Genomic DNA, 19,896 nt, shown 5'->3' with positions numbered 1-19,896 from the left:
AAATCAGGGGACAGCTTACTCATTTCCCCTGCTGCGCATCCGGACAGACTCCGGAAATGAGTAAGCTGTCCCCTGATTTCCCTGATTTCCTGCAGATGAAAGCCTGACCTCGCATGTCCGCTGACCTGTTCGCCCCGCTGACCTTCGCTCACGGCCCGGCGATGAAGAACCGCCTGATGCTGGCGCCGCTGACCAACACCCAGAGCCACGCCGACGGCCGGCTGTCGGACGAGGAGTTCAAGTGGCTGACCATGCGGGCCGAGGGCGGCTTCGGCCTGACCATGACCTGCGCGGCGCACGTCCAGCGCATCGGCCAGGGCTTTCCGGGGCAGCTCGGCATCTGGTCCGATGACCACCTCGAGGGCCTGACCCGCCTGGCCGCGGCCATCAAGGCCCAGGACAGCGTGGCGGTGGTCCAGATCCACCACGCCGGCATGCGCTCGCCCGCCGAGCTGATCGGCGAGGCGCCCGTCTGCCCGTCCGACAACGTGGAGTTCAAGGCCCGCGCCCTGACCGGCCCTGAGGTCGAGCAACTGCGCGACGACTTCATCGCCGCCGCGGTCCGGGCGCAGAAGGCCGGCTTCGACGGCGTCGAGCTGCACGGCGCCCACGGCTACATCATCGGCCAGTTCCTTTCGCCGGAGATCAACTTGCGCACCGATCAGTGGGGGGGCAGTCCGGAGAACCGCGCCCGTCTGGCGATCGAGATCCTCAAGGGCATCCGCGCGCAATGCGGCGACGACTTCCAGATCGGCCTGCGCCTGTCGCCGGAACGGTTCGGCATCGTGCTGGCGGAGTGCCGCGACCTGGCCCAGAGGCTGATGACCGAGGGCCTGATCGACTATCTCGACATGTCGCTGTGGGACGTGCGCAAGGCGCCGATGGACGAGGCCTTCGCCGGCCAGAGCCTGATCAGCGTGTTCACCGGCCTCGACCGCGGCGCGGTGCGCCTGGGCGTCGCCGGCAAGGTGATGTCGACGGCCGACGCCGAATGGTGCCTGGAGCAGGGCTGCGACTTCGTCCTGATCGGCCGCGGCGCGATCCTGCACCACGACTGGCCCAAACTGGCCGCCGCCGTGCCCGGCTTCACCCCGATCGCCCTGCCGGTCACGCGCGCCCACCTCGCGGCCGAGGGTCTGAGCGAGAAGTTCATCACCTACATGAACGGCTGGAAGGGCTTCGTGGCGGCGGAGATGGCGGAGGCCTGATCGCCGCGTCAGTCCTGGGCATAGGCGCGAGCGCGCATCAGCGAACCGTCGGGGTTGAAGGCGAACGCCATCACCAGCTTTCCGTCTCGCGACGGAAAGACCCACGAAAATGCGCCGTCCGGCCTGCGATTCTCGAAGGCGGGCTTGCCGAGGCACTTCTTGACGAGCGGCGCCGTGGCGTCGCTGTCGATGAAGTCTGCGATATTGTCCGGACACTTGGTGAGATGCCGAACCTGCGGCGGAGTGGTTGTATCGGCTTCCTGCGCCTGGGCGGATCCGAAGGCTAGCAGGCCAATGGCGGCCGCCATGATCGCGACCCGGGTCATCGCCTGCATGTCATTGCCTCCAACCAATCGCGCTGAACGCTACTCCGGCCGCCCCGGCCGATCCAGCCGCTCGGTCAGGGTCAGCAGATCGGCCCAGGCCTTCTTCTTCGCGGCCGGCTGGCGCAGCAGGAAGGCCGGATGCAGGGTCGGCAGGGCCGGCAGCACCGTCCCGTCGTCGCCGCGCCATTCGAACCAGCGGCCGTGCAGCGACAGGATGCCCTCGTCGCGTTTGAGCACCGACTTGGCCGAGGCGCCGCCGGCCAGCAGCAGCATCTTCGGCTGCACCAGCTGGATGGCCCGCCGCAGGAACGGCGCGCAGACGGCCTGTTCGGCCAGCGTCGGGGTGCGGTTGCCGGGCGGGCGCCAGAAGACGGTGTTGGTGATGAACACCCGGCCCTCGAGGCCGGCGGCCGTCAGCATGCGGTCGAGCAACTGGCCGGCCTTGCCGACGAACGGCTCGCCGCGCGCGTCTTCCTCGCCGCCCGGGCCTTCGCCGATGACCATGACAGGGGCTTGCGGATTGCCGCGCGCGAACACCGCCTGCTTCGCGCCCTCGAACTTCAGGCCGCAGCCGTCGAACGCGGCGATGGCGGCGGCCAGGGCGTCGAGTGTTTCGGCGTCCGCGGCGCGGGCCTGGGCCTCGGCCACGGCCGCGCTGACATCGACCGCCGGCTTCAGGCCGGCGGCGGCCGGCAGCGGCTGGATCGGCCGGGGCGGGGTCGCCTTGGCTTTCAGGCGCGCCGCGCCCTCGGCCAGCCGGTCGATGGGTTCGTCGGCATAGCAGGCGTCCACGCCCGTCTCGGCCCAGAAGGCGAGGGCGCTTTCGACGGCTCTGGCGTGGGGGCTGCTCACGGACCGATCTAACCCTGCAAGGGGGCAGAGCGCCAGCGGCAACCCCGGTTGCATAAACCATCTCTCTTCACGGTCGGTTGAGTGAACCCGGTTATCTTCGAACCATCGGGGGTGAAAGGAGGCCGTCTTGGCCCCGGAACACCATCGGCCGGAGTCCGGCCCGTTCGACCTGCCCGACCCGGCGGGTCGCCACACCGCCTGCCTGACCGGCGGCTGCGTCTGGAAGCGGCTGGCGCGCATGGAGGCGAACAACGAGCTGTCGACCCGGATCGGCCTGCTGCTGCACGCCTACTATCTCGATCTCGTCGGCCTCTGCCGCTGTCCGCATGGACGGGGGAGGGCGATATGACCGAAATCCCGCCGCGGGGCGAATTCCGCTACGCCGTCGTTCGCGTCGGCCCGGAGTGGCGCATCATCGGCGCGCGCCGGGCCATGGGCCATTTCCCGACCCGCGAGACGGCCCTCCTGGCCGCCGCCAACCTCGCCCGCGAAGCCTCCGAGTCCGGCCATCTCGCCGAGGTCCTGCTTCAATCCGACAGCGGAGAGTTGACGCCGCTGCGCCCCGACGGCCCGTGACACAGCGGCAAATCGCCATTCCCGCTTGACCGACCCTGCGTCGCCTTTGATTAAGACCCTACTTGCGCAGAGGGGACCAAGCGATGACCGAAGCCGTCGAACGCGAATCCATGGAATACGACGTCGTCATCGTCGGGGGCGGGCCCGCCGGCCTGTCGGCGGCCATCAAGCTGAAGCAGCTGGCCGAGGCCGCCGGGACCGAGGTTTCGGTCGCGGTGCTGGAAAAGGGCTCCGAGGTCGGCGCCCACATCCTTTCCGGCGCGGTGCTCGATCCCAAGGCCCTGGCCGAACTGTTCCCCGACTGGAAGGAACTCGGCGCGCCGCTCGAGACCCCGGTGACCAAGGACCGCTTCCTCGTGCTGGGCCCGCAGGGCGAGCTCGACCTGCCGATGTTCGCCATGCCGCCCTTCATGCACAACGACGGCTGCTACATCGGCTCGCTGGCCAACGTCGCGCGCTGGCTGGGCGGCCAGGCCGAGGCGCTGGGCGTGGAGATCTATCCGGGCTTCGCCGCCTCTGACCTGGTGTTCCGCGAGGACGGCTCGGTCAAGGGCGTCATCGTCGGCGTCGTCGGCATCGGCAAGGACGGCCACCACAAGCCCAGCTACGAGCCGGGCATGGAGCTGCACGGCAAGTACGTGTTCATCGCCGAGGGCGTGCGCGGCTCGCTGGCCAAGCAGCTGGAAGCGAAGTTCAAGCTGCGCGACGGCAAGGAGCCGCAGAAGTTCGGCATCGGCATCAAGGAGCTCTGGCAGGTGCCGGACGCGAACTTCCAGCCGGGCCTGGCGCAGCACACCACCGGCTGGCCGCTGGACAACAACACCGGCGGCGGCAGCTTCATGTACCACTTCGGGGACAACTACGTGACCATCGGTTACGTGGTGCACCTGAACTACAAGAACCCGTGGCTGTCGCCGTTCGACGAGTTCCAGCAGTTCAAGCATCACCCGTCGGTCAAGCCGCACCTCGAGGGCGGCAAGCGCATCGCCTACGGCGCCCGCGCGATCACCGAGGGCGGCTGGCAGTCGATCCCGAAGCTGACCTTCCCGGGCGGCGTGCTGATCGGCTGCTCGGCCGGCTTCGTCAACGTGCCGCGCATCAAGGGCAGCCACAACGCCATGAAGACCGGCATGCTGGCGGCGGAAGAGGCCTTCAAGGCCCTGCAGGCCGGCCGCGAGGGCGACGAGCTGACCGGCTACACCGAAGCCTTCGAGAAGAGCTGGGTGGCGAAGGAACTCAAGATCGTCCGCAACGCCAAGCCGCTGCTGAGCAAGCTCGGCACCTTCCTCGGCGGCGCGGTCGGCATGTTCGACATGTGGGTCAACTATCTGACCGGCGGCTTCTCGTTCTTCGGCACGCTGAAGCACGGCAAGACCGACGCGGCCTCGACCGGCCTGGCCAAGGACTACCCGCAGCTCAAGTATCCCAAGCCCGACGGCGTGATCAGCTTCGACAAGCTGAGCTCGGTGTTCCTCTCGGCGACCAACCACGAGGAAGACCAGCCGGCGCACCTGAAGCTGAAGGACCCCTCGGTGCCGATCAACGTCAACCTGCCGCTCTACGGCGAACCGGCCCGGCTCTACTGCCCGGCGGGCGTCTACGAGGTGCTGTACGACGAGGCGGGCAACAATCCGAAGTTCCAGATCAACGCCCAGAACTGCGTCCACTGCAAAACCTGCGACATCAAGGATCCCTCGCAGAACATCGTCTGGACTACCCCCGAAGGCGGCGGCGGCCCGAACTATCCGAACATGTAGGGTGCGTGCGTGCTTCGAGACGCGGACCTGAGGGTCCGCTCCTCAGCATGACGAGCGCGGGGGTGATCAATCCCTCTTCGTCATCCTGAGGAGCGAGCCTCAAGCGAGCGTCTCGAAGGACGCAAACTCCCGTCCCACGCTCAGGCGCCTTGCGGGCGCCGCAGTTTGCGGCAAGGTGGGCGGATGAAGATGCGTTTCGCCTTGCCCGCCCTCGCGCCCCTGGTTCTGCTGGCCGCCTGCGCCACCACCGGCGGCGCCGGCCCCGCCGCGGGGCTCAAGCCCTCCCAGGACGTCGCCTTCGGCGACACCCAGCCCGTCTCGGCCTACGGTCTCTATCTGGCCGGCCAGGCGGCGATGAATGACGACGATCCGACCGTCGCCTCGCAGTACTTCACCCGCGCCGGACAGACCGGTCTCGACGCCGCCTACTTCCAGGAACAGGCGTTCATCGCCGCGGTGATGTCCGGCGACATCGCCAGCGCCGCCAGCCTGGCGCCGGCGGCGGAGGACACCCGCCCGGTCATCCTGCGGCTGGGCGCCCTGAGCAAGGTCGTGGCCGGCATCGGCGAGGGCGACGGCAAGGCCGCCATGGCCGTGCTGGCCACCGGCCAGGTCAATGTGCCCCACCGGGCGGCGGCGGCGCTGCTGACCCCGTTCGCGGCGGCTGTGGCCGGCGACAAGGTCGCGGCCCTGGCCCGGCCCGAGCTGCGGGGCGACCGGATCGTCGAGGTCTTCGGCCAGCTCGGCCAGGCGCAGCTGTTCGAGCGCGCCAAACGCTATGACGAGGCCGAGACCGACTACATGGCCCTGGTCGGTATCAACGGCGCCGAGACGCTGTTCGCCCCCGACTACGGCGCCTTTCTCGAGCGGCGCGGCCGCTGGGCGGACGCCGTGGCCCTGTATGACCGCGTCCTGGCCACAGCGCCCAAGGATCTGACCCTCAAAGCCGCCCGCGCGCGCGCCACGAGCCGCAAGGGCGCGCCCGCGCTGCCCACGCCCCGTCAGGGCGCGGCCCGCGGTCTTGTCGCCGAAGCGGCCCAGATGCTGGGCGACCGGCAGTACGAGATGGCCATCGCCTACTTCCGCATGGCGCTCTACCTCGACCCGACGCGGGACGAGGCGCTGGTTCTGATGGGCGACGCCATGGCGTCCAGCAAGGATGTCGAAGGGGCCCGCGCCGCCTATGCCGCGGTCAAGCCGTCCAGCGCCCAGTTCAGCGTGGCGCGCGCCAAGCTGGCCTGGACCTACCAGCAGTCGAAGCAGGGCGAGACGGCTCTGAAGCTCGGCAAGGAAGGCTATGACGCCGCGCCCGGCGACGACGATGCGGCCATCACCTACGCCGACCTGCTGCGCGCCAACGAGCGGTTCGCCGAGGCCGTGACCATCATGAACGAGGTGATCGGCCGGGCCGGCGACACGCCCGACTGGCGACTGCTCTACATGCGCGGCGTGGCCCTGGCGCAGATCGACCGCTGGCCGGAGGCCGAGAAAGACCTCAAGGCGGCGCTCGCGCAGCAGCCCAACGAGCCGGAGCTGCTCAATTATCTGGGCTACAGCTGGATCGACCGCGGCGAAAACCTCGGCGAGGCGCTCGACATGGTCAAACGGGCCGTGGCCGCCACGCCGCGCTCGGGTCCGATCGTCGACTCGCTCGGCTGGGCCTACTACCGCCTCGGCGACTACCGCAACGCGGTGGAGCAGCTGGAGACGGCGGTTCTGCTGGAGCCGGCCGATCCGGAGATCACCAACCATCTGGGCGACGCCTATTGGCGCGTCGGCCGCCGGATCGAGGCGGAATTCCAGTGGAAGCGGGTCCTGAGCCTCGACCCGCCGCCCAAGATCAAGGCCGAGGCCGAGTCCAAGCTGAAGTCGGGTCTGGGGCCGGTTACGCCCGCCCCGGCGCCGGTGACGGCGGCGAACTAGCGTCGGGCCGGTCACGTCCTTCGCCACGGCCGCTGGCGCGGCCTGCTCAGGATGACTTACAGAGGTAGTCATGGTGAGCAGGGGCGGAGCCCCGTGTCGAACCACGCACTCCCTCGACGCCTTCGGGCGAGCCACGGAACCCAGCATGGCCCTGTCAGCCTTCGCGCCGGCCAAGGTGAACCTGTTCCTCCACGTCGGGCCGGTCGGCGCCGACGGCTACCACCCGCTGTCCAGCCTGATGGTCTTCGCCGATGTCGGCGATACCCTGTCGATCCAGCCGGCCGAGGCGCCGGCGTTCGAGGTCACCGGACCGTTCGGGTCCTACGTCGAGGACGGCCCGGCCAATCTGGTGGTCCAGGCGGCGCGGGCCCTGTTCGAACACATCAAGGGGCCGCAGCCGCCGTTCCGGCTGATTCTCGACAAGCAGCTGCCGGTCGCCGCGGGCCTCGGCGGCGGCTCGGCGGACGCCGGGGCGACCTTGCGCCTGCTGCGCTCCGCGCTCGAGTTGCCGGTGCAGGATGAGATGCTGACCGCCATCGCCGGCCGACTGGGCGCGGACGGTCCGGTCTGCCTGTGGGGCCGCGCGGCGATGACCGCGGGCCGGGGCGATCGTCTCAGCCCTCCGCCGGGCCTGCCGGTGCTCAACGCCGTGCTGGTCAATCCCGGCGTCCCGTCCTCGACGGCCGGCGTCTACCGCGCCTTCGACGACGCCGGCTTCCTCGGCGACGCCGGCGCGCCGTCCCTGCCGCCCGCCTTCGAGAGCGCCGAGGAAACGGCCGCCTTCATGGCCTGGTGCCGCAATGACCTGGAAGCCCCGGCGGTCAGCCTCGAGCCGGCCATCGGCGAGGTGCTGGAGACCCTGCGCGGCGAGCCCGAGACCCTGCTGGCCCGCATGAGCGGGTCGGGCGCGACCTGCTTCGCCCTGTGCGCCGACGACATCCAGGCCGAGGGCCTGGCCGAGCGGCTGGAGCAGATGCGCCCCGACTGGTGGGTGCGGCGCTGCCGGCTCGGCGACGGCGTTCCGCGTTGACTCTTCGAAACGTCCTGTTCGTCTGCAGTCGCAACCAGCTGCGCAGTCCGACGGCCGAGCAGGTCTTCTGCACGCGGGAAGGCCTCGAGGTCGCGTCGGCCGGGCTTGACCCGGCCTGCGGCAATCCGGTGACGCGGGACCTGGTGGATTGGGCCGACCTGATCTTCGTGATGGAAAGGCGGCATCGCACGAAACTGCAACGGCAGTTCCGGGATCATCTGAAGAAGGCTCGCGTTGTCTGCCTCGATATCCCGGACGACTACGCCTTCATGGACCCCGACCTGGTCCGCATTCTTGAGGCGCGCGTTCCACCGCACCTTCGCTAGGGGCGTCGATGGCCAAAGGAAAGGGCGCGGACCCTTTCGGATCCGCGCCCCGGTACGCTGAACTGCAGCCGTTACTAGCTGTGGTAGGCCCGTTCGCCGTGTTCGGAGATGTCGAGGCCTTCCTCTTCCGTCTCCGGGGCGACCCGCAGACCGGTGATCAGCTTGATCACGGCGAAGACGATCGTCGAACCGATGCCCGACACGCCGATCGTGGTGACCACCGCGATCAGCTGCGCCTTCATCTGGGCGCCCAGAGCGTAGACGGCCGTGTCACAGGTCGACAGGTCGCCGTCGAGGCCGCAGGTCGTGTAGTCCACGATGCCCGCGCCGCCCCAGGCCGGGTTGACCAGCAGGCCGGTGGCCAGGGCGCCGACGATGCCGCCGACCGCGTGGATGCCGAAGGCGTCCAGGCTGTCGTCGTACTTCAGGGCGTTCTTGATCACCGAGCAGAAGAACACGCAGATCGGGCTGACGATCAGGCCCAGCAGCAGCGCGCCCATCGGTCCGGCGAAGCCGGAGGCGGGGGTGACGGCCACGAGACCGGCGACCATGCCCGAGGCGAGGCCCAGCATGGAGGCCTTCTTGCGCGTGACCCACTCGACCAGCACCCAGGAGAAGCCCGCCGAGGCGGTCGCCAGGAAGGTGTTGATCATGGCCAGAGAGGCGTAGCTGTTGGCTTCCAGGTTGGAGCCGGCGTTGAAGCCGAACCAGCCCACCCACAGGAGGCCGGCGCCGACCAGCGTCAGCGTCAGGCTGTGCGGCGGCATCGGCTCTTTCTGGTAGCCGCTGCGCTTGCCGAGGAAGATCGCGCCGACCAGGGCCGCGATACCGGCGTTGATGTGAACCACGGTGCCGCCGGCGAAGTCGATGGCGCCCTTGCCCCACAGGAAGCCGGCCTGGATCGCGTCTTTCGGATGCAGGGCGACGGCGTCGGGACCCGACCACCACCAGACCATGTGGGCCATCGGATAGTAGACCACCAGCGGCCAGAGGATGGCGAACAGCACGGTGGCGCTGAACTTGATCCGTTCAGCCAGACCGCCGAGCACCAGCGCCGCCGTGATGGCCGCGAAGGTCATCTGGAAGCAGATGAAGGTGTATTCGGGAATGACCACGCCGGTGGAGAAGGTCGCCACGTTCGAGGTCGGCGTCACGCCGGCCAGGAACAGGCGGCTGAGCCCGCCGACGTAGAGGTCGGCCTTGCCGCCGTCCGTGAATGCGAGGCTGTAGCCCCACAGCGCCCAGGTGATCATGCCCACCACGGCGACCGTGGAGACCTGCATCAGCATGGACAGCATGTTCTTCTGGCGGACGAGACCGCCGTAGAACAGGGCCAGGCCCGGGATGATCATCAGCAGCACGAGCAGGCTGGAGACCATCATCCAGGCGTTGTCGCCCTTGTCGACCGTGTCGGTGATCGTCGCTTCAGCCGGGGCCGCCGCGGGAGCGGCCGGCGCGGCTTCGGCCGGAGCCGGCGTGGCGGCCGGAGCGGCGGCGGCCACGGGGGCCGCCTCCTGCGCGAAGACCGGAGCCGCCAGCGGCGCCCCGGCCAGAACGGCGACGGCGGTCAGCGCCGCCAGCCGTCCAAGAAAATTCGGTTTCATCGTTGCTATCCCCTTGTCCCGATGATGTTTCAGAGCGCCGCCGAACCGGTTTCACCGGTCCGGATGCGCACCGCGTCCTCGACGTTCAGGACGAAGATCTTGCCGTCGCCGATCTTGCCTGTTGCCGCCGCGGCCGTGATGGCCTCGACCGCCTTCGCGGCAGCCGCGTCGTCGACGACGGCTTCCAGCTTCACTTTCGGCACGAAGTTCACCTGGTACTCCGCCCCCCGGTAGATTTCCGTCTGGCCCTTCTGTCGGCCGTAGCCCTTGACTTCGGAGACCGTCAGACCCTCGACGCCGGCGCTGACGAGGGCTTCACGCACCTCGTCGAGCTTGAAGGGTTTGACCACCGCAATGATCAGTTTCATCCGTCCTGCTCCCGCACTCCGGTTGCCCGGCCTGCGCCTCTGATTTTTCCCTGACCGGTCACGCCGCGGCGCCTGTCCGCGATCTGCCGATCCGTCCGGCACGCTAGCGGCGGGGCCCGGTCACGCGTGTGCGCTGCACAATTAACGAGGGTTAATAAGGTCATTCGCCCAATGGCTGGGCGGGCAGGGGAGGGGGCGCCTTAAATTTGGGCGCCGCGCCCCGTTGGCGACCGGCCTGGACTCCGCTCACCCTGTCTGTCCAAGGAGTCTGCCCCCATGTCCGCGATGTTCGAGGCGCGCTATGCGCCAATGCTGATGCTGCTGGCGTCGAACCTGTTCATGACGTTCGCCTGGTACGGGCATCTGAAACACAAGACCGTGGCGTTGCCGCTGACCATCCTGGTCAGCTGGCTGATCGCCCTGCCGGAATACGCCCTGGCGGTGCCGGCCAACCGCCTGGGCTCATCGGTCTGGAGCACGGCCCAGCTCAAGACGATGCAGGAGGTGATCACCCTGCTGGTCTTCGTGGTCTTCTCGACCCTCTACCTCGGAGAGCCGCTGAAATGGTCGACGCTGGTGGGCTTCGGCTTCATCGCCCTGGGGGCCGGGTTCGTGTTTCTCGGTCGCTGAGACGCCGCAAACCATCGCGGTCCGTGGAACCCGACCCGGGGTTGGCGCGTAGTTTCGCCTGTCGGGGGACGACGTATCCGCGTTGCGACATGAGGTTTGTACGATGTCCCTGTCCCGACTCCTGACCGCCGCCGCCGTGTCCGCCCTGTTGGCAGGACCCGCCTTCGCCCAGGTCTCGCCCTCCACCCCGCCCGATCAGCCGCCTCCGGCCCAGACCACCTCCACGCCCCCGCTCGACGCCCCGCCCGCCGAGGCGATGGCCCCGCCCACGGCCGAGGAGGCGGGCATGCCCGCGTCCACATCGGCGGTCGATCCTTCGGCCCCGGCCGTGATCCTGCGGGATTCCCCGACCCCGCCCGACCAGGCGTGGAAACTGAAGGCCGGCGATCCCTCGGTCGTCACCAACGGTCCCGTGCCGGACACCGCCGAAAACCGGGCCAGATACGGCCAGCCGATGTCGCACACCGGCAAACGCACAAAGCCCGCCGGCAACTGATCGTCCGGCGCGTCTCACACCAAGGATAACCCCATGACCATGAAACACCTTCTGGGCGCCGCGGCTGTCGCGGCGCTGATGAGCACCCCTGTCTTCGCGCAGGCCCCGGCTTCGCCCGCCAGGCCGGCGGCGACGCCCGCCCCGGCCGCGGTCGCGCCCACGCCGCCGGTGGCGACGCCCGAGGCCGGTCCGGCCACGACCCCGCCCGCCTCGTCGATCGTGACGCCGCCGGCCCAGGCGCCGACGCCGGTCGCGCCTGCGGCGGTCGCCTCGAACGTGGTGGCGAAAGGAGACATCGTCGAAACCCTGAAGGCCGACGGTCACTTCAAGACCTTCATCAAGGCGCTCGACGCCGCCAACATGACGACGGTGCTCAAGACCAACAAGAACCTGACGGTGTTCGCCCCGACCGACGCGGCCTTCGCCGCGCTGCCGGCCGGCGAGCTGGACCGGCTGATGAAGAGTCCGGCCGAGCTTCAGAAGCTGCTGACCTACCATGTCATCAACGCCACCGTGGACTCGGGCAAGATCAAGGGCGCCAAGGGCGGCGTCCGCACGGTCGCCGGTCAGGACCTGGTGCTTGACGGCAGCGGCGCCCGGCTGATGGCCAACACCGCCGACATCGTCCAGACGGACGTGCGGGCGACCAACGGCACCGTCCATGTCGTGGACAAGGTGCTGACGCCGGCCTCCGCGCCGAGTCTGGCGGCGACCACGGGCGCGACCAGTGACGCCGCCGCGACCGCGCCGGCCACGCCTGAAAAGCCGGCGTCGGAAACCATGCCCTCGACGCCGCCGACCGACACCCCGCAGCCGGCGCCCGAGGCTCCGCAGACTCCGGACAAACCGGCGCCCACGCCGCAAGGCTGAGCGACCTCCGGGTCATGATCGAAGATCGGGCGGGCGTCCCCGGGGCGCCCGCCCTTTTTCTGGTCGTGCGACAGGTGAACGCAGTTCACAAGTCGCGCGAATGTCGCCTCATTTGTCCGGCAAGCCGACGATGGCTGTGCAGGATGGCCCCCGCGGGGCCGGCCGTTTCACTTCAAGGACCCGTTGATGTCAGTAACCCGTTTCGCCGCCGCCCTGACCCTGGCCGCCCTCGTCGCCACGCCCGTGCTGGCCCAGACCGCCACGCCGCCGATGGCCGACATGCCGATGGCCGCGCCGCCGGCGGCCCCGGCCTGGACGCCGATCGCCCCGGCCGGCGACACCATCGAGACCCTGCGCGCCTCCGGCCAGTTCAAGACCCTGCTGCGGGCGCTCGACACCGCCGGCCTGACCGCCGTGATCAAGGGCCAGCGGAGTCTGACCCTGTTCGCCCCGACCGACGCCGCCTTCGCCGCCCTGCCGGCCGGCGAGGTGACGCGGCTGATGGGCGATCCGCCCGCGTTGCAGGCGCTGCTGATGTACCATCTGGTCAACGCGCCGGTGGACGCGGCCAAGATCGGCAGCGCCCGCGGCCCGGTCGCGACCGTGGCCAACAAGGGTCTGGTGCTCGACGGCCTGACCGGACCCGGCCTGCACGCCAACGACGCCCAGATCGTGCAGTCGGACATCCACACGCCCAACGGCCTGATCCAGGTGGTCGACAAGGTTCTGAAGCCGGAAACGGGGGCCGCCATCACCGCCCGCATCCAGGCGGAAGCCGCCGCGCAGGCCCAGACGGGCGCCGCGCCGGCGCAGTAAGTCGGGGCAGGGGCTTGTCCCCGCTCATCGCTTGAAGCAGAAGGCGGCGGGCCCTATGGTCCGCCGACTTTTTTGCACCTGCGAAGAGACCATGACGGCCGCCGCCAAACCCAAGTCCTTTCAGGCCCTGATCATGCGGCTGAACCAGTACTGGGGTGACCAGGGCTGTGTGATTCTGCAGCCCCACGACGAACAGGTCGGGGCGGGCACGCTTCATCCGGCCACGGTGCTTCGCGCCCTGGGTCCGAAACCGTGGAACGCCGCCTATGTTCAGCCGTCTCGGCGGCCCGGCGACGGCCGCTACGGCGAGAACCCCAACCGCCTGCAGCACTACTACCAGTACCAGGTCATCCTGAAGCCGAACCCGGCCAACATGCAGGACCTGTATCTGGGGTCGCTCGAGGCGATCGGCCTGGACCTGAAGCTGCACGACATCCGCTTCGTCGAGGACGACTGGGAAAACCCGACGGTCGGGGCCTGGGGCCTCGGCTGGGAAGTGTGGTGCGACGGCATGGAGGTGTCGCAGTACACCTACTTCCAGCAGGTCGGCGGTCTGGACGTGTTCCCGGTGGCCGGCGAGCTGACCTATGGCCTCGAGCGCCTGGCGATGTACGTATTCGGCGTCGATAACGTCTACGACCTGCCCTACAACGATCCGGACAGCCCGCTGGGCGCGATCAGCTACGGCGACGTCTTCCTCGAGAACGAGAAGCAGCACTCGGAAGCCAACTTCCACGGCTATTCGGTCGAGACGCTGAAGCGCCAGTTCGAGGACATGGAGCGGGAAGTCCCGCTGATGCTCGCCCGCACCTACCAGAACAAGGCGCTGGTGCTGCCCGCCTACGATATGGTCCTCAAGGCCAGCCACCTGTTCAACCTGATGAACGCCCGCGGCGCGATCGCCGTGGCCGAACGCGCCAGCTACATCGGCCGCATCCGCGACCTGTGCAAACTGTGCGCCCAGGCCTGGGTCGATCAGCAGGAAGAGGCCGCGTAAGTCGATGCCCCAGCTTCTGCTTGAACTGTTCTCCGAAGAGATCCCCGCGCGCATGCAGGGGAACGCCGCCCGCGATCTGGAGCGGATGGCCCGCGACGGCCTCGCCAAGGCCGGCCTGATCAGCGAGGGCCTCAAAGCCTTCGCCGGCCCGCGCCGCCTGACGCTGGTGGTCGAGGGCCTGCCGGTGGCCCAGCCGGACGTGTCCGAGGAGGTCAAGGGCCCGCGCGTCGGCGCCCCCGACCAGGCCATGGACGGCTTCCTGCGCAAGACGGGCCTGGCCCGCGAGGCGCTGGTCGAGCGCGACGGCGTGTACTTCGGCCATATCCACAAGTCCGGCCGCCCGACGGCCGAGATCATCGCCGAACTGGTCGAACAGATCGTCCGCGGCTTCGCCTGGCCCAAGTCGATGACCTGGGGCCGGGGCAGGCTGCGCTGGGTCCGCCCGCTGCAGCGCATCCTCTGCGTGTTCAACCGCGAGATCGTGCCGCTCGAGATCGACGGCATCGTCGCCGGCGACCTTTCCGAGGGCCACCGCTTCATGTCCGAGACCCGGGTGTTCCGGGCCCGCGACTTCGACGAGTACCACGAGGCCCTGGCCGGCCATTACGTCGTGCTCGACGTCGAGGAGCGCAAGCAGCGCATCCTCGAGGGCGCCCGCACTCTTTGCTTCGCCCGCGGGCTGGAGCTGGTCGAGGACGACGGCTTGCTGGAAGAGGTCGCCGGCCTGGCCGAATGGCCGACCCCGATCCTCGGCGACATGGACCCGGCCTTCCTCGACCTGCCGCCCGAGGTGATCCGCACCTCGATGCGCACGCACCAGAAATACTTCGCCGTGCGCAAGCCGGGCGAGGCGGGGCTGGCCCCCAACTTCCTCGTCGTGGCCAACATCGAGGCGGCTGACGGCGGCCGCGAGATCGCGCTCGGCAACGCCAAGGTGCTGTCGTCCCGCCTGTCGGACGCGCGCTTCTTCTGGTCGGAAGACGTCAAGGCCGGTTTCGAGCCCTGGCTGACGAAGCTCAACGGCGTGACGTTCCATGCGAAGCTCGGGACCATGGCCGAGCGCGTCGAGCGCATCGTCGCCCTGGCCCGCGAGATCGCCCCGCTGGTCGGCGCCGATCCGGACAAGGCCGCCGAGGCCGCCCGCCTGGCCAAGGCCGACCTGGCCTCCGAGATGGTCGGCGAGTTCCCCGAACTGCAGGGCGTGATGGGCGGCTACTACGCCCGCGAATTCGGCATCGACCCCGAGATCGCCGACGCGATCCAGGGCCACTACCGCCCGCAGGGCCCCGGCGACGCCGTCCCTGACGCGCCGCTGAGCGTGGCCGTGGCCCTGGCCGACAAGCTGGACACGCTGGTGGGCTTCTTCGCGATCGACGAGAAGCCGACGGGCAGCAAGGACCCGTTCGCGCTGCGCCGGGCGGCGCTGGGCGTGATCCGGACTATTCTGTCCACAGGCTCACGTTTGCCGCTCCTTTCGGTGCTGTCCTCTCATTGGCGTCAGATCGATGGCAGCCGCAGTAAAGTCGAAGGTGTTGGCTGGTCCAACATGTTCGTCACCACGGCCAATGGGCATCGCAAGGAGGCTTACGACCTCCTCGATTTCTTCGCCGACCGCCTGAAGGTCGCGCTGAAGGACCAGGGCAAGCGCGGCGACCTCGTCGACGCCGTCTTCGCGCTCGGCGACGACGACCTGGTGCGCATCGTCGCCCGGGTCGAAGCGCTGACCGGCTTCCTCGCCACCGAGGACGGCACCAACCTGCTGCAGGGCTACAAGCGCGCCGCCAACATCCTCAAGGCCGAGGAGAAGAAGGGCCCGCTGCCGACCGGCGAGCCGGTCCGCGCCGCCGCGCCGGCGGAGGAGGGCGCGCTCTACGACGCCCTGACCGCCGCCGGGCCGGAGCTGGACGCGGCGCTGGCCGCCGAGAACTTCACCGGCGCCATGACTGCCCTGGCCGCCCTGCGCGGGCCGGTCGACGCCTTCTTCGACAAGGTGCTGGTCAATTCGGACGTGGCTGCGGAACGCGACAACCGCCTGCGGCTTTTGAAGCTGGTTCAGACAGCCATGGGTCGCGTGGCGGACTTTTCGTTGGTGACGGGGTAGGGAGCGTTGCGTCCTTCGAGCGCGGACCTGAAGGTCCGCTCCTCAGGATGACGTAAAGGGTGGGCGACAAAATGGTCGTCATGGTGAGGAGCGAGGCATCAGCCGAGCGTCTCGAACCACGCACCCCGATGAGTGCGTAGAACTGGAATTGAGGACAGGCTGGTAATGTCGGACACGCTCACTCCCACCCGCTGGGTCTATGCCTTTGGCGGCGGGTCCGCCGATGGCGACGCCTCGATGAAGAACCTGCTGGGCGGCAAGGGCGCCAACCTGGCGGAGATGTGCTCCATCGGCCTGCCGGTGCCCCCGGGCTTCACCATCACCACCGAGGCCTGCGTCCACTACTACGGCAACGGCGACACCTATCCCGCCGAGCTGGCCGGACAGGTCGCCGAGGGCCTCGCGACGGTCGAAAAGATCACCGGCAAGCGCTTCGGCGACCCGGCCAATCCGCTGCTGGTTTCGGTCCGCTCGGGCGCCCGGGCCTCGATGCCGGGGATGATGGACACGGTCCTCAACCTCGGCCTCAATGACGAGACGGTTCAGGGACTCGCGGCGCTGTCCGGCAACGAGCGCTTCGCCTTCGACAGCTACCGCCGCTTCATCCAGATGTATTCGAACGTGGTCCTCAACCTGGATCACCACCGCTTCGAGGAGATCCTCGACGACCACAAGGACCGCCTCGGCGTCCAGGTCGACACCGACCTGACCGCCGACGACTGGAAGGTCGTGGTCGCGGACTACAAGGCCGCCGTCGAGCAGGACCTCGGCCGGCCGTTCCCGCAGGATCCGCAGGAGCAGCTGTGGGGCGCCGTCGGCGCGGTGTTCGCCAGCTGGATGAACGACAGGGCCAAGTTCTACCGCCAGAACTTCGGCATCCCGGAAAGCTGGGGCACGGCCGTCAACGTCCAGGCCATGGTGTTTGGCAACCTCGGCGACACCTCGGCCACGGGCGTGGCCTTCACCCGCAACCCCTCGACCGGCGAGAACCGGCTGTACGGCGAGTTCCTCGTCAACGCCCAGGGCGAGGACGTGGTCGCCGGCATCCGCACGCCGCAGTCGCTGACGAAGGCCGCCCGCGAGGAGATGGGCGACCGCAATCCGAGCATGGAAGAAGCCATGCCGGAGGTGTTCCAGCAGTTCCACGACGTGGCCCAGACGCTGGAGCGTCACTACCGCGACCTGCAGGACATCGAGTTCACCGTCGAGCAGGGCCGGCTGTGGATGCTGCAGACCCGCAACGGCAAGCGCACCACCCGCGCGGCCCTCAAGGTCGCCGTGGACATGGCCGCCGACGGCGTGATCACGCGCGAGGAAGCCATCCTGCGCGTCGACGCCGCCGAGCTGGACCAGCTGCTGCACCCGACCATCGACCCGTCCGCCGAGCGTGACGTGGTCACCCGCGGCCTGCCGGCCTCGCCCGGCGCGGCCACCGGCCGGGTGGTGTTCAGCTCCGAAGAGGCCGAGCGCCTCGGCAACGCCAAGGAGCCGGTCAAGGTCATCCTCGTGCGCCGCGAGACCAGCCCCGAGGACATCAAGGGCATGTACGCCGCCCAGGGCATCGTCACGGCGACCGGCGGCATGACCAGCCACGCCGCCGTGGTGGCGCGCGGCGCGGGCATCCCCTGCGTCTGCGGCGCGACCGACATCCGCGTCGACGCTGACGCGGGCCAGTTCACCGTGCGCGGCCGGGTGTTCAGGGAAGGCGAGATGATCACCATCGACGGGGCGACCGGCGAGGTGATGGCCGGCGAGACGCCGATGATCGAGCCCGAGCTCGGCGGCGACTTCGACACCCTGATGAGCTGGGCCGACGGCATCCGCCGCCTGAAGGTCCGCGCCAACGCCGAAACGCCCAACGACGGCCGCACGGCCCGCCAGTTCGGCGCGGAGGGCGTCGGCCTGTGCCGCACGGAGCACATGTTCTTCAACGAGGACCGGATCACCGCCGTGCGCGAGATGATCCTGGCCGACGATGAACAGGGCCGGCGCGCGGCGCTGGCGACCATCGCCCCGTTCCAGAAGGCCGACTTCGTCGAGCTGTTCACCATCATGGACGGCCTGCCGGTGACCATCCGGCTGCTCGATCCGCCGCTGCACGAGTTCTTCCCGACCCAGGCGGACGACCTCAAGGCCGTGGCCGACACGCTGGGCATCACCCTCGACGCCATCGAGCAGCGCCTGCAGGTGCTGCACGAGTCCAACCCGATGCTCGGCCACCGCGGCTGCCGCCTCGGCATCAGCTATCCCGAGATCTACGAGATGCAGGTCCGGGCGATCATGGAAGCGGCCTGCGAGATCGCGAAGTCGGGCAGGCCCGCGCCGGTGCCGGAGATCATGCATCCGCTGGTCGGCAAGGGCGAGGAAATGGCCTTCCTGCGCAAGCTGACCGACCGTACGGCGAAGGCGGTGCTGGAAGAGCAGGGGCTCGACCTGCACTACCAGGTCGGCACGATGATCGAGCTGCCGCGCGCGGCCCTGCGCGCCGCCGACCTGGCCGGGGCCGGCGCCGAGTTCTTCAGCTTCGGCACCAACGACTTGACCCAGACGACCTTCGGCATCAGCCGCGACGACGCCGGCAAGTTCCTCGGCGCCTATCTGGAGAAGGGCATCTTCGAGCAGGACCCGTTCGTCACCCTCGACCAGGACGGCGTCGGCGACCTGATCCGCATCGCCGCCGAGCGCGGCCGGGCGGTGAACCCGGGCCTCAAACTGGGCATCTGCGGCGAGCATGGCGGCGACCCGGCCTCGATCGCCTTCTGCGAAAGCGTTGGCCTCGACTACGTCAGCTGCTCGCCCTTCCGCGTGCCGATCGCCCGCCTCGCGGCGGCGCAGGCGGTGCTGAACAAAAAGTAGTTTCAAGTCCCTCTCCCGGCGGGAGAGGCAGGGATCCGTCCTGCGAAGCCTTGGCGGAGCAGGATGGGCGGGTGAAGCCGTTACGGCGTCGGCGGCCTGCCGGACCCGTCCCTGATCCCCATCCGACCTGCCCCGCGGGCCACCTTCTCCCTCCGGGAGAAGGAAGCGTTTTCAGGCGGCCACGCCGAACAGCAGACCCACGCCGGCCGTCGCGGCCATCGCCAGCGCGCCCCAGAAGGTCACCCGGGCGGTGGCCTTGAACACGTTCGCGCCGCCGGCGCGCGCGCCGATCGCCCCGAGCAGCGCCAGGAAGGCCAGCGAGGCGGCCGAAACGGCGATGGTCAGGCTGCCCAGCGGGAACAGGAACACCATCAACAGCGGCATGGCCGCCCCGACGGAGAAGGTCGCCGCCGAGGTCAGCGCAGCCTGGATCGGCCGGGCCTGGGTGATTTCCGAGATGCCCAGCTCGTCGCGGGCGTGGGCGGCCAGGGCGTCGCCGGCCATCAGCTGGACGGCGACCTGGTCGGCCAGGTCCGGCGTCAGGCCGCGCTGCACATAGATGCCCGCCAGTTCAGCCCGTTCGGCCTCCGGATCGGTCGCCAGCTCCGCTGTCTCGCGGGCCAGGTCGGCGCGCTCGGTGTCGGACTGCGAGCTGACTGAAACATACTCGCCGGCGGCCATCGACATCGCCCCGGCGACCAGCCCGGCGATGCCGGCGACCAGCACCTCGTTCTTGCCGGCGGCCGCGGCGGCGACGCCGACGATCAGGCTGGCGGTCGAGACGATGCCGTCGTTGGCGCCGAGCACCGCGGCGCGCAGCCAGCCGATGCGGGCCACCAGATGGCGTTCGGTATGGGCTTTCAGACGGCTCATGGGGCAGCTCTCCGCGCGGCCAGTTCATTGACCACCTTGATCCACAGTACGGCCGTCAGCGGGAACAGCTGAATGATATTGCTCAAAATCAGGGGCCAGCTGCCGATCATGAGCCCGTAGACGGCCCACAGGACGATGGCGCCGGTGTAGGCGCCTTGCGACACCAGCGAGATGCCCGAGGTGTCGCGGGTCCTGATCGTGCGGATCGACTGGGGAAACCAGCAGAGGGTCGAGGTGGCGGCGGCGATGAAGCCGACGGTTTCAATCACGGGCGAGGCCAAGGACAA

20 protein-coding genes are annotated in these 19,896 nt (G+C 69.1%); 14 read left to right on the top strand and 6 right to left on the bottom strand.

What is annotated here, in order from left to right:
- Positions 1–113: 113 nt before the first annotated feature.
- Positions 114–1,208, top strand: a complete 1,095-nt coding sequence (locus tag AC1RN0_RS16110; protein WP_492788477.1) for an NADH:flavin oxidoreductase — start codon at positions 114–116, stop codon at positions 1,206–1,208.
- Positions 1,209–1,216: 8 nt separating this feature from the next.
- Here AC1RN0_RS16110 and AC1RN0_RS16105 read toward each other — a convergent pair whose 3' ends face one another.
- A complete protein-coding gene (locus AC1RN0_RS16105; protein ID WP_492788476.1) occupies positions 1,217–1,543 on the bottom strand; it encodes a hypothetical protein in 327 nt (108 codons plus the stop codon).
- A gap of 30 nt (positions 1,544–1,573) precedes the next feature.
- Positions 1,574–2,386: a uracil-DNA glycosylase gene (locus AC1RN0_RS16100; protein ID WP_492788475.1), complete on the bottom strand. Its 813-nt coding sequence runs from the start codon at positions 2,384–2,386 to the stop codon at positions 1,574–1,576.
- Positions 2,387–2,513: 127 nt separating this feature from the next.
- On the opposite strand from AC1RN0_RS16100, the gene AC1RN0_RS16095 reads away from it, so the two are divergent.
- From AC1RN0_RS16095 to AC1RN0_RS16070, 6 genes are all read left to right on the top strand, one after another.
- Positions 2,514–2,735 carry a hypothetical protein gene (locus AC1RN0_RS16095; protein ID WP_492788474.1) on the top strand — a complete coding sequence of 74 codons (222 nt, stop codon included), beginning with the start codon at positions 2,514–2,516 and terminating at the stop codon, positions 2,733–2,735.
- On the top strand, positions 2,732–2,962 hold the full coding sequence (locus tag AC1RN0_RS16090; RefSeq protein WP_492788473.1) for a hypothetical protein: 231 nt from the start codon (positions 2,732–2,734) through the stop codon (positions 2,960–2,962). The genes AC1RN0_RS16095 and AC1RN0_RS16090 overlap by 4 nt, the downstream gene beginning before the upstream one ends.
- An 83-nt stretch (positions 2,963–3,045) precedes the next feature.
- Complete coding sequence (locus AC1RN0_RS16085; RefSeq protein WP_492788472.1) at positions 3,046–4,719, top strand: electron transfer flavoprotein-ubiquinone oxidoreductase; 1,674 nt, start codon at positions 3,046–3,048, stop codon at positions 4,717–4,719.
- A gap of 189 nt (positions 4,720–4,908) precedes the next feature.
- Positions 4,909–6,642, top strand: a complete 1,734-nt coding sequence (locus tag AC1RN0_RS16080; RefSeq protein ID WP_492788471.1) for a tetratricopeptide repeat protein — start codon at positions 4,909–4,911, stop codon at positions 6,640–6,642.
- 145 nt (positions 6,643–6,787) lie between these two features.
- On the top strand, positions 6,788–7,672 hold the full coding sequence (locus AC1RN0_RS16075) for a 4-(cytidine 5'-diphospho)-2-C-methyl-D-erythritol kinase (protein WP_492788470.1): 885 nt from the start codon (positions 6,788–6,790) through the stop codon (positions 7,670–7,672).
- Positions 7,669–7,998 (top strand): low molecular weight protein tyrosine phosphatase family protein, encoded by a 330-nt coding sequence (locus AC1RN0_RS16070; RefSeq protein WP_492788469.1) that lies wholly within the window; start codon positions 7,669–7,671, stop codon positions 7,996–7,998. The genes AC1RN0_RS16075 and AC1RN0_RS16070 overlap by 4 nt, the downstream gene beginning before the upstream one ends.
- A 74-nt stretch (positions 7,999–8,072) precedes the next feature.
- Here AC1RN0_RS16070 and AC1RN0_RS16065 read toward each other — a convergent pair whose 3' ends face one another.
- Complete coding sequence (locus AC1RN0_RS16065) at positions 8,073–9,602, bottom strand: ammonium transporter (protein ID WP_492788468.1); 1,530 nt, start codon at positions 9,600–9,602, stop codon at positions 8,073–8,075.
- A 29-nt stretch (positions 9,603–9,631) separates the two neighbouring features.
- Positions 9,632–9,970, bottom strand: a complete 339-nt coding sequence (locus tag AC1RN0_RS16060; protein WP_488900487.1) for a P-II family nitrogen regulator — start codon at positions 9,968–9,970, stop codon at positions 9,632–9,634.
- A 276-nt stretch (positions 9,971–10,246) separates the two neighbouring features.
- Between AC1RN0_RS16060 and AC1RN0_RS16055 the strand changes: the two genes are divergently transcribed.
- The 7 genes from AC1RN0_RS16055 to ppdK all read left to right on the top strand — a co-directional run bounded on the left by AC1RN0_RS16055 (position 10,247) and on the right by ppdK (position 18,736).
- On the top strand, positions 10,247–10,600 hold the full coding sequence (locus AC1RN0_RS16055) for a DMT family protein (protein ID WP_492788467.1): 354 nt from the start codon (positions 10,247–10,249) through the stop codon (positions 10,598–10,600).
- Positions 10,601–10,703: 103 nt separating this feature from the next.
- Positions 10,704–11,096: a hypothetical protein gene (locus AC1RN0_RS16050; protein WP_492788466.1), complete on the top strand. Its 393-nt coding sequence runs from the start codon at positions 10,704–10,706 to the stop codon at positions 11,094–11,096.
- Positions 11,097–11,129: 33 nt separating this feature from the next.
- A complete protein-coding gene (locus tag AC1RN0_RS16045; RefSeq protein ID WP_492788465.1) occupies positions 11,130–11,966 on the top strand; it encodes a fasciclin domain-containing protein in 837 nt (278 codons plus the stop codon).
- 186 nt (positions 11,967–12,152) lie between these two features.
- Positions 12,153–12,782: a fasciclin domain-containing protein gene (locus AC1RN0_RS16040; protein ID WP_492788464.1), complete on the top strand. Its 630-nt coding sequence runs from the start codon at positions 12,153–12,155 to the stop codon at positions 12,780–12,782.
- A 91-nt stretch (positions 12,783–12,873) separates the two neighbouring features.
- Positions 12,874–13,779, top strand: a complete 906-nt coding sequence (locus tag AC1RN0_RS16035) for a glycine--tRNA ligase subunit alpha (RefSeq protein WP_492788463.1) — start codon at positions 12,874–12,876, stop codon at positions 13,777–13,779.
- Between the two features lie 4 nt (positions 13,780–13,783).
- Complete coding sequence (glyS, locus tag AC1RN0_RS16030; protein WP_492788462.1) at positions 13,784–15,880, top strand: glycine--tRNA ligase subunit beta; 2,097 nt, start codon at positions 13,784–13,786, stop codon at positions 15,878–15,880.
- 165 nt (positions 15,881–16,045) lie between these two features.
- Positions 16,046–18,736, top strand: coding sequence for a pyruvate, phosphate dikinase (gene ppdK / locus AC1RN0_RS16025; RefSeq protein ID WP_492788461.1), 2,691 nt, complete (start codon positions 16,046–16,048; stop codon positions 18,734–18,736).
- Between the two features lie 171 nt (positions 18,737–18,907).
- Here ppdK and AC1RN0_RS16020 read toward each other — a convergent pair whose 3' ends face one another.
- A complete protein-coding gene (locus AC1RN0_RS16020) occupies positions 18,908–19,609 on the bottom strand; it encodes a VIT1/CCC1 transporter family protein (RefSeq protein WP_492788460.1) in 702 nt (233 codons plus the stop codon).
- Positions 19,606–19,890: a SemiSWEET family sugar transporter gene (locus AC1RN0_RS16015; protein ID WP_492788459.1), complete on the bottom strand. Its 285-nt coding sequence runs from the start codon at positions 19,888–19,890 to the stop codon at positions 19,606–19,608. The genes AC1RN0_RS16020 and AC1RN0_RS16015 overlap by 4 nt, the downstream gene beginning before the upstream one ends.
- Positions 19,891–19,896: the final 6 nt, after the last annotated feature.

The sequence above is a fragment of the Caulobacter sp. GW821-FHT12F03 genome (assembly GCF_058806855.1).
Note: the sequence above shows the minus strand (reverse complement) of the source record. Positions and strands in the feature narration are given on the sequence as shown.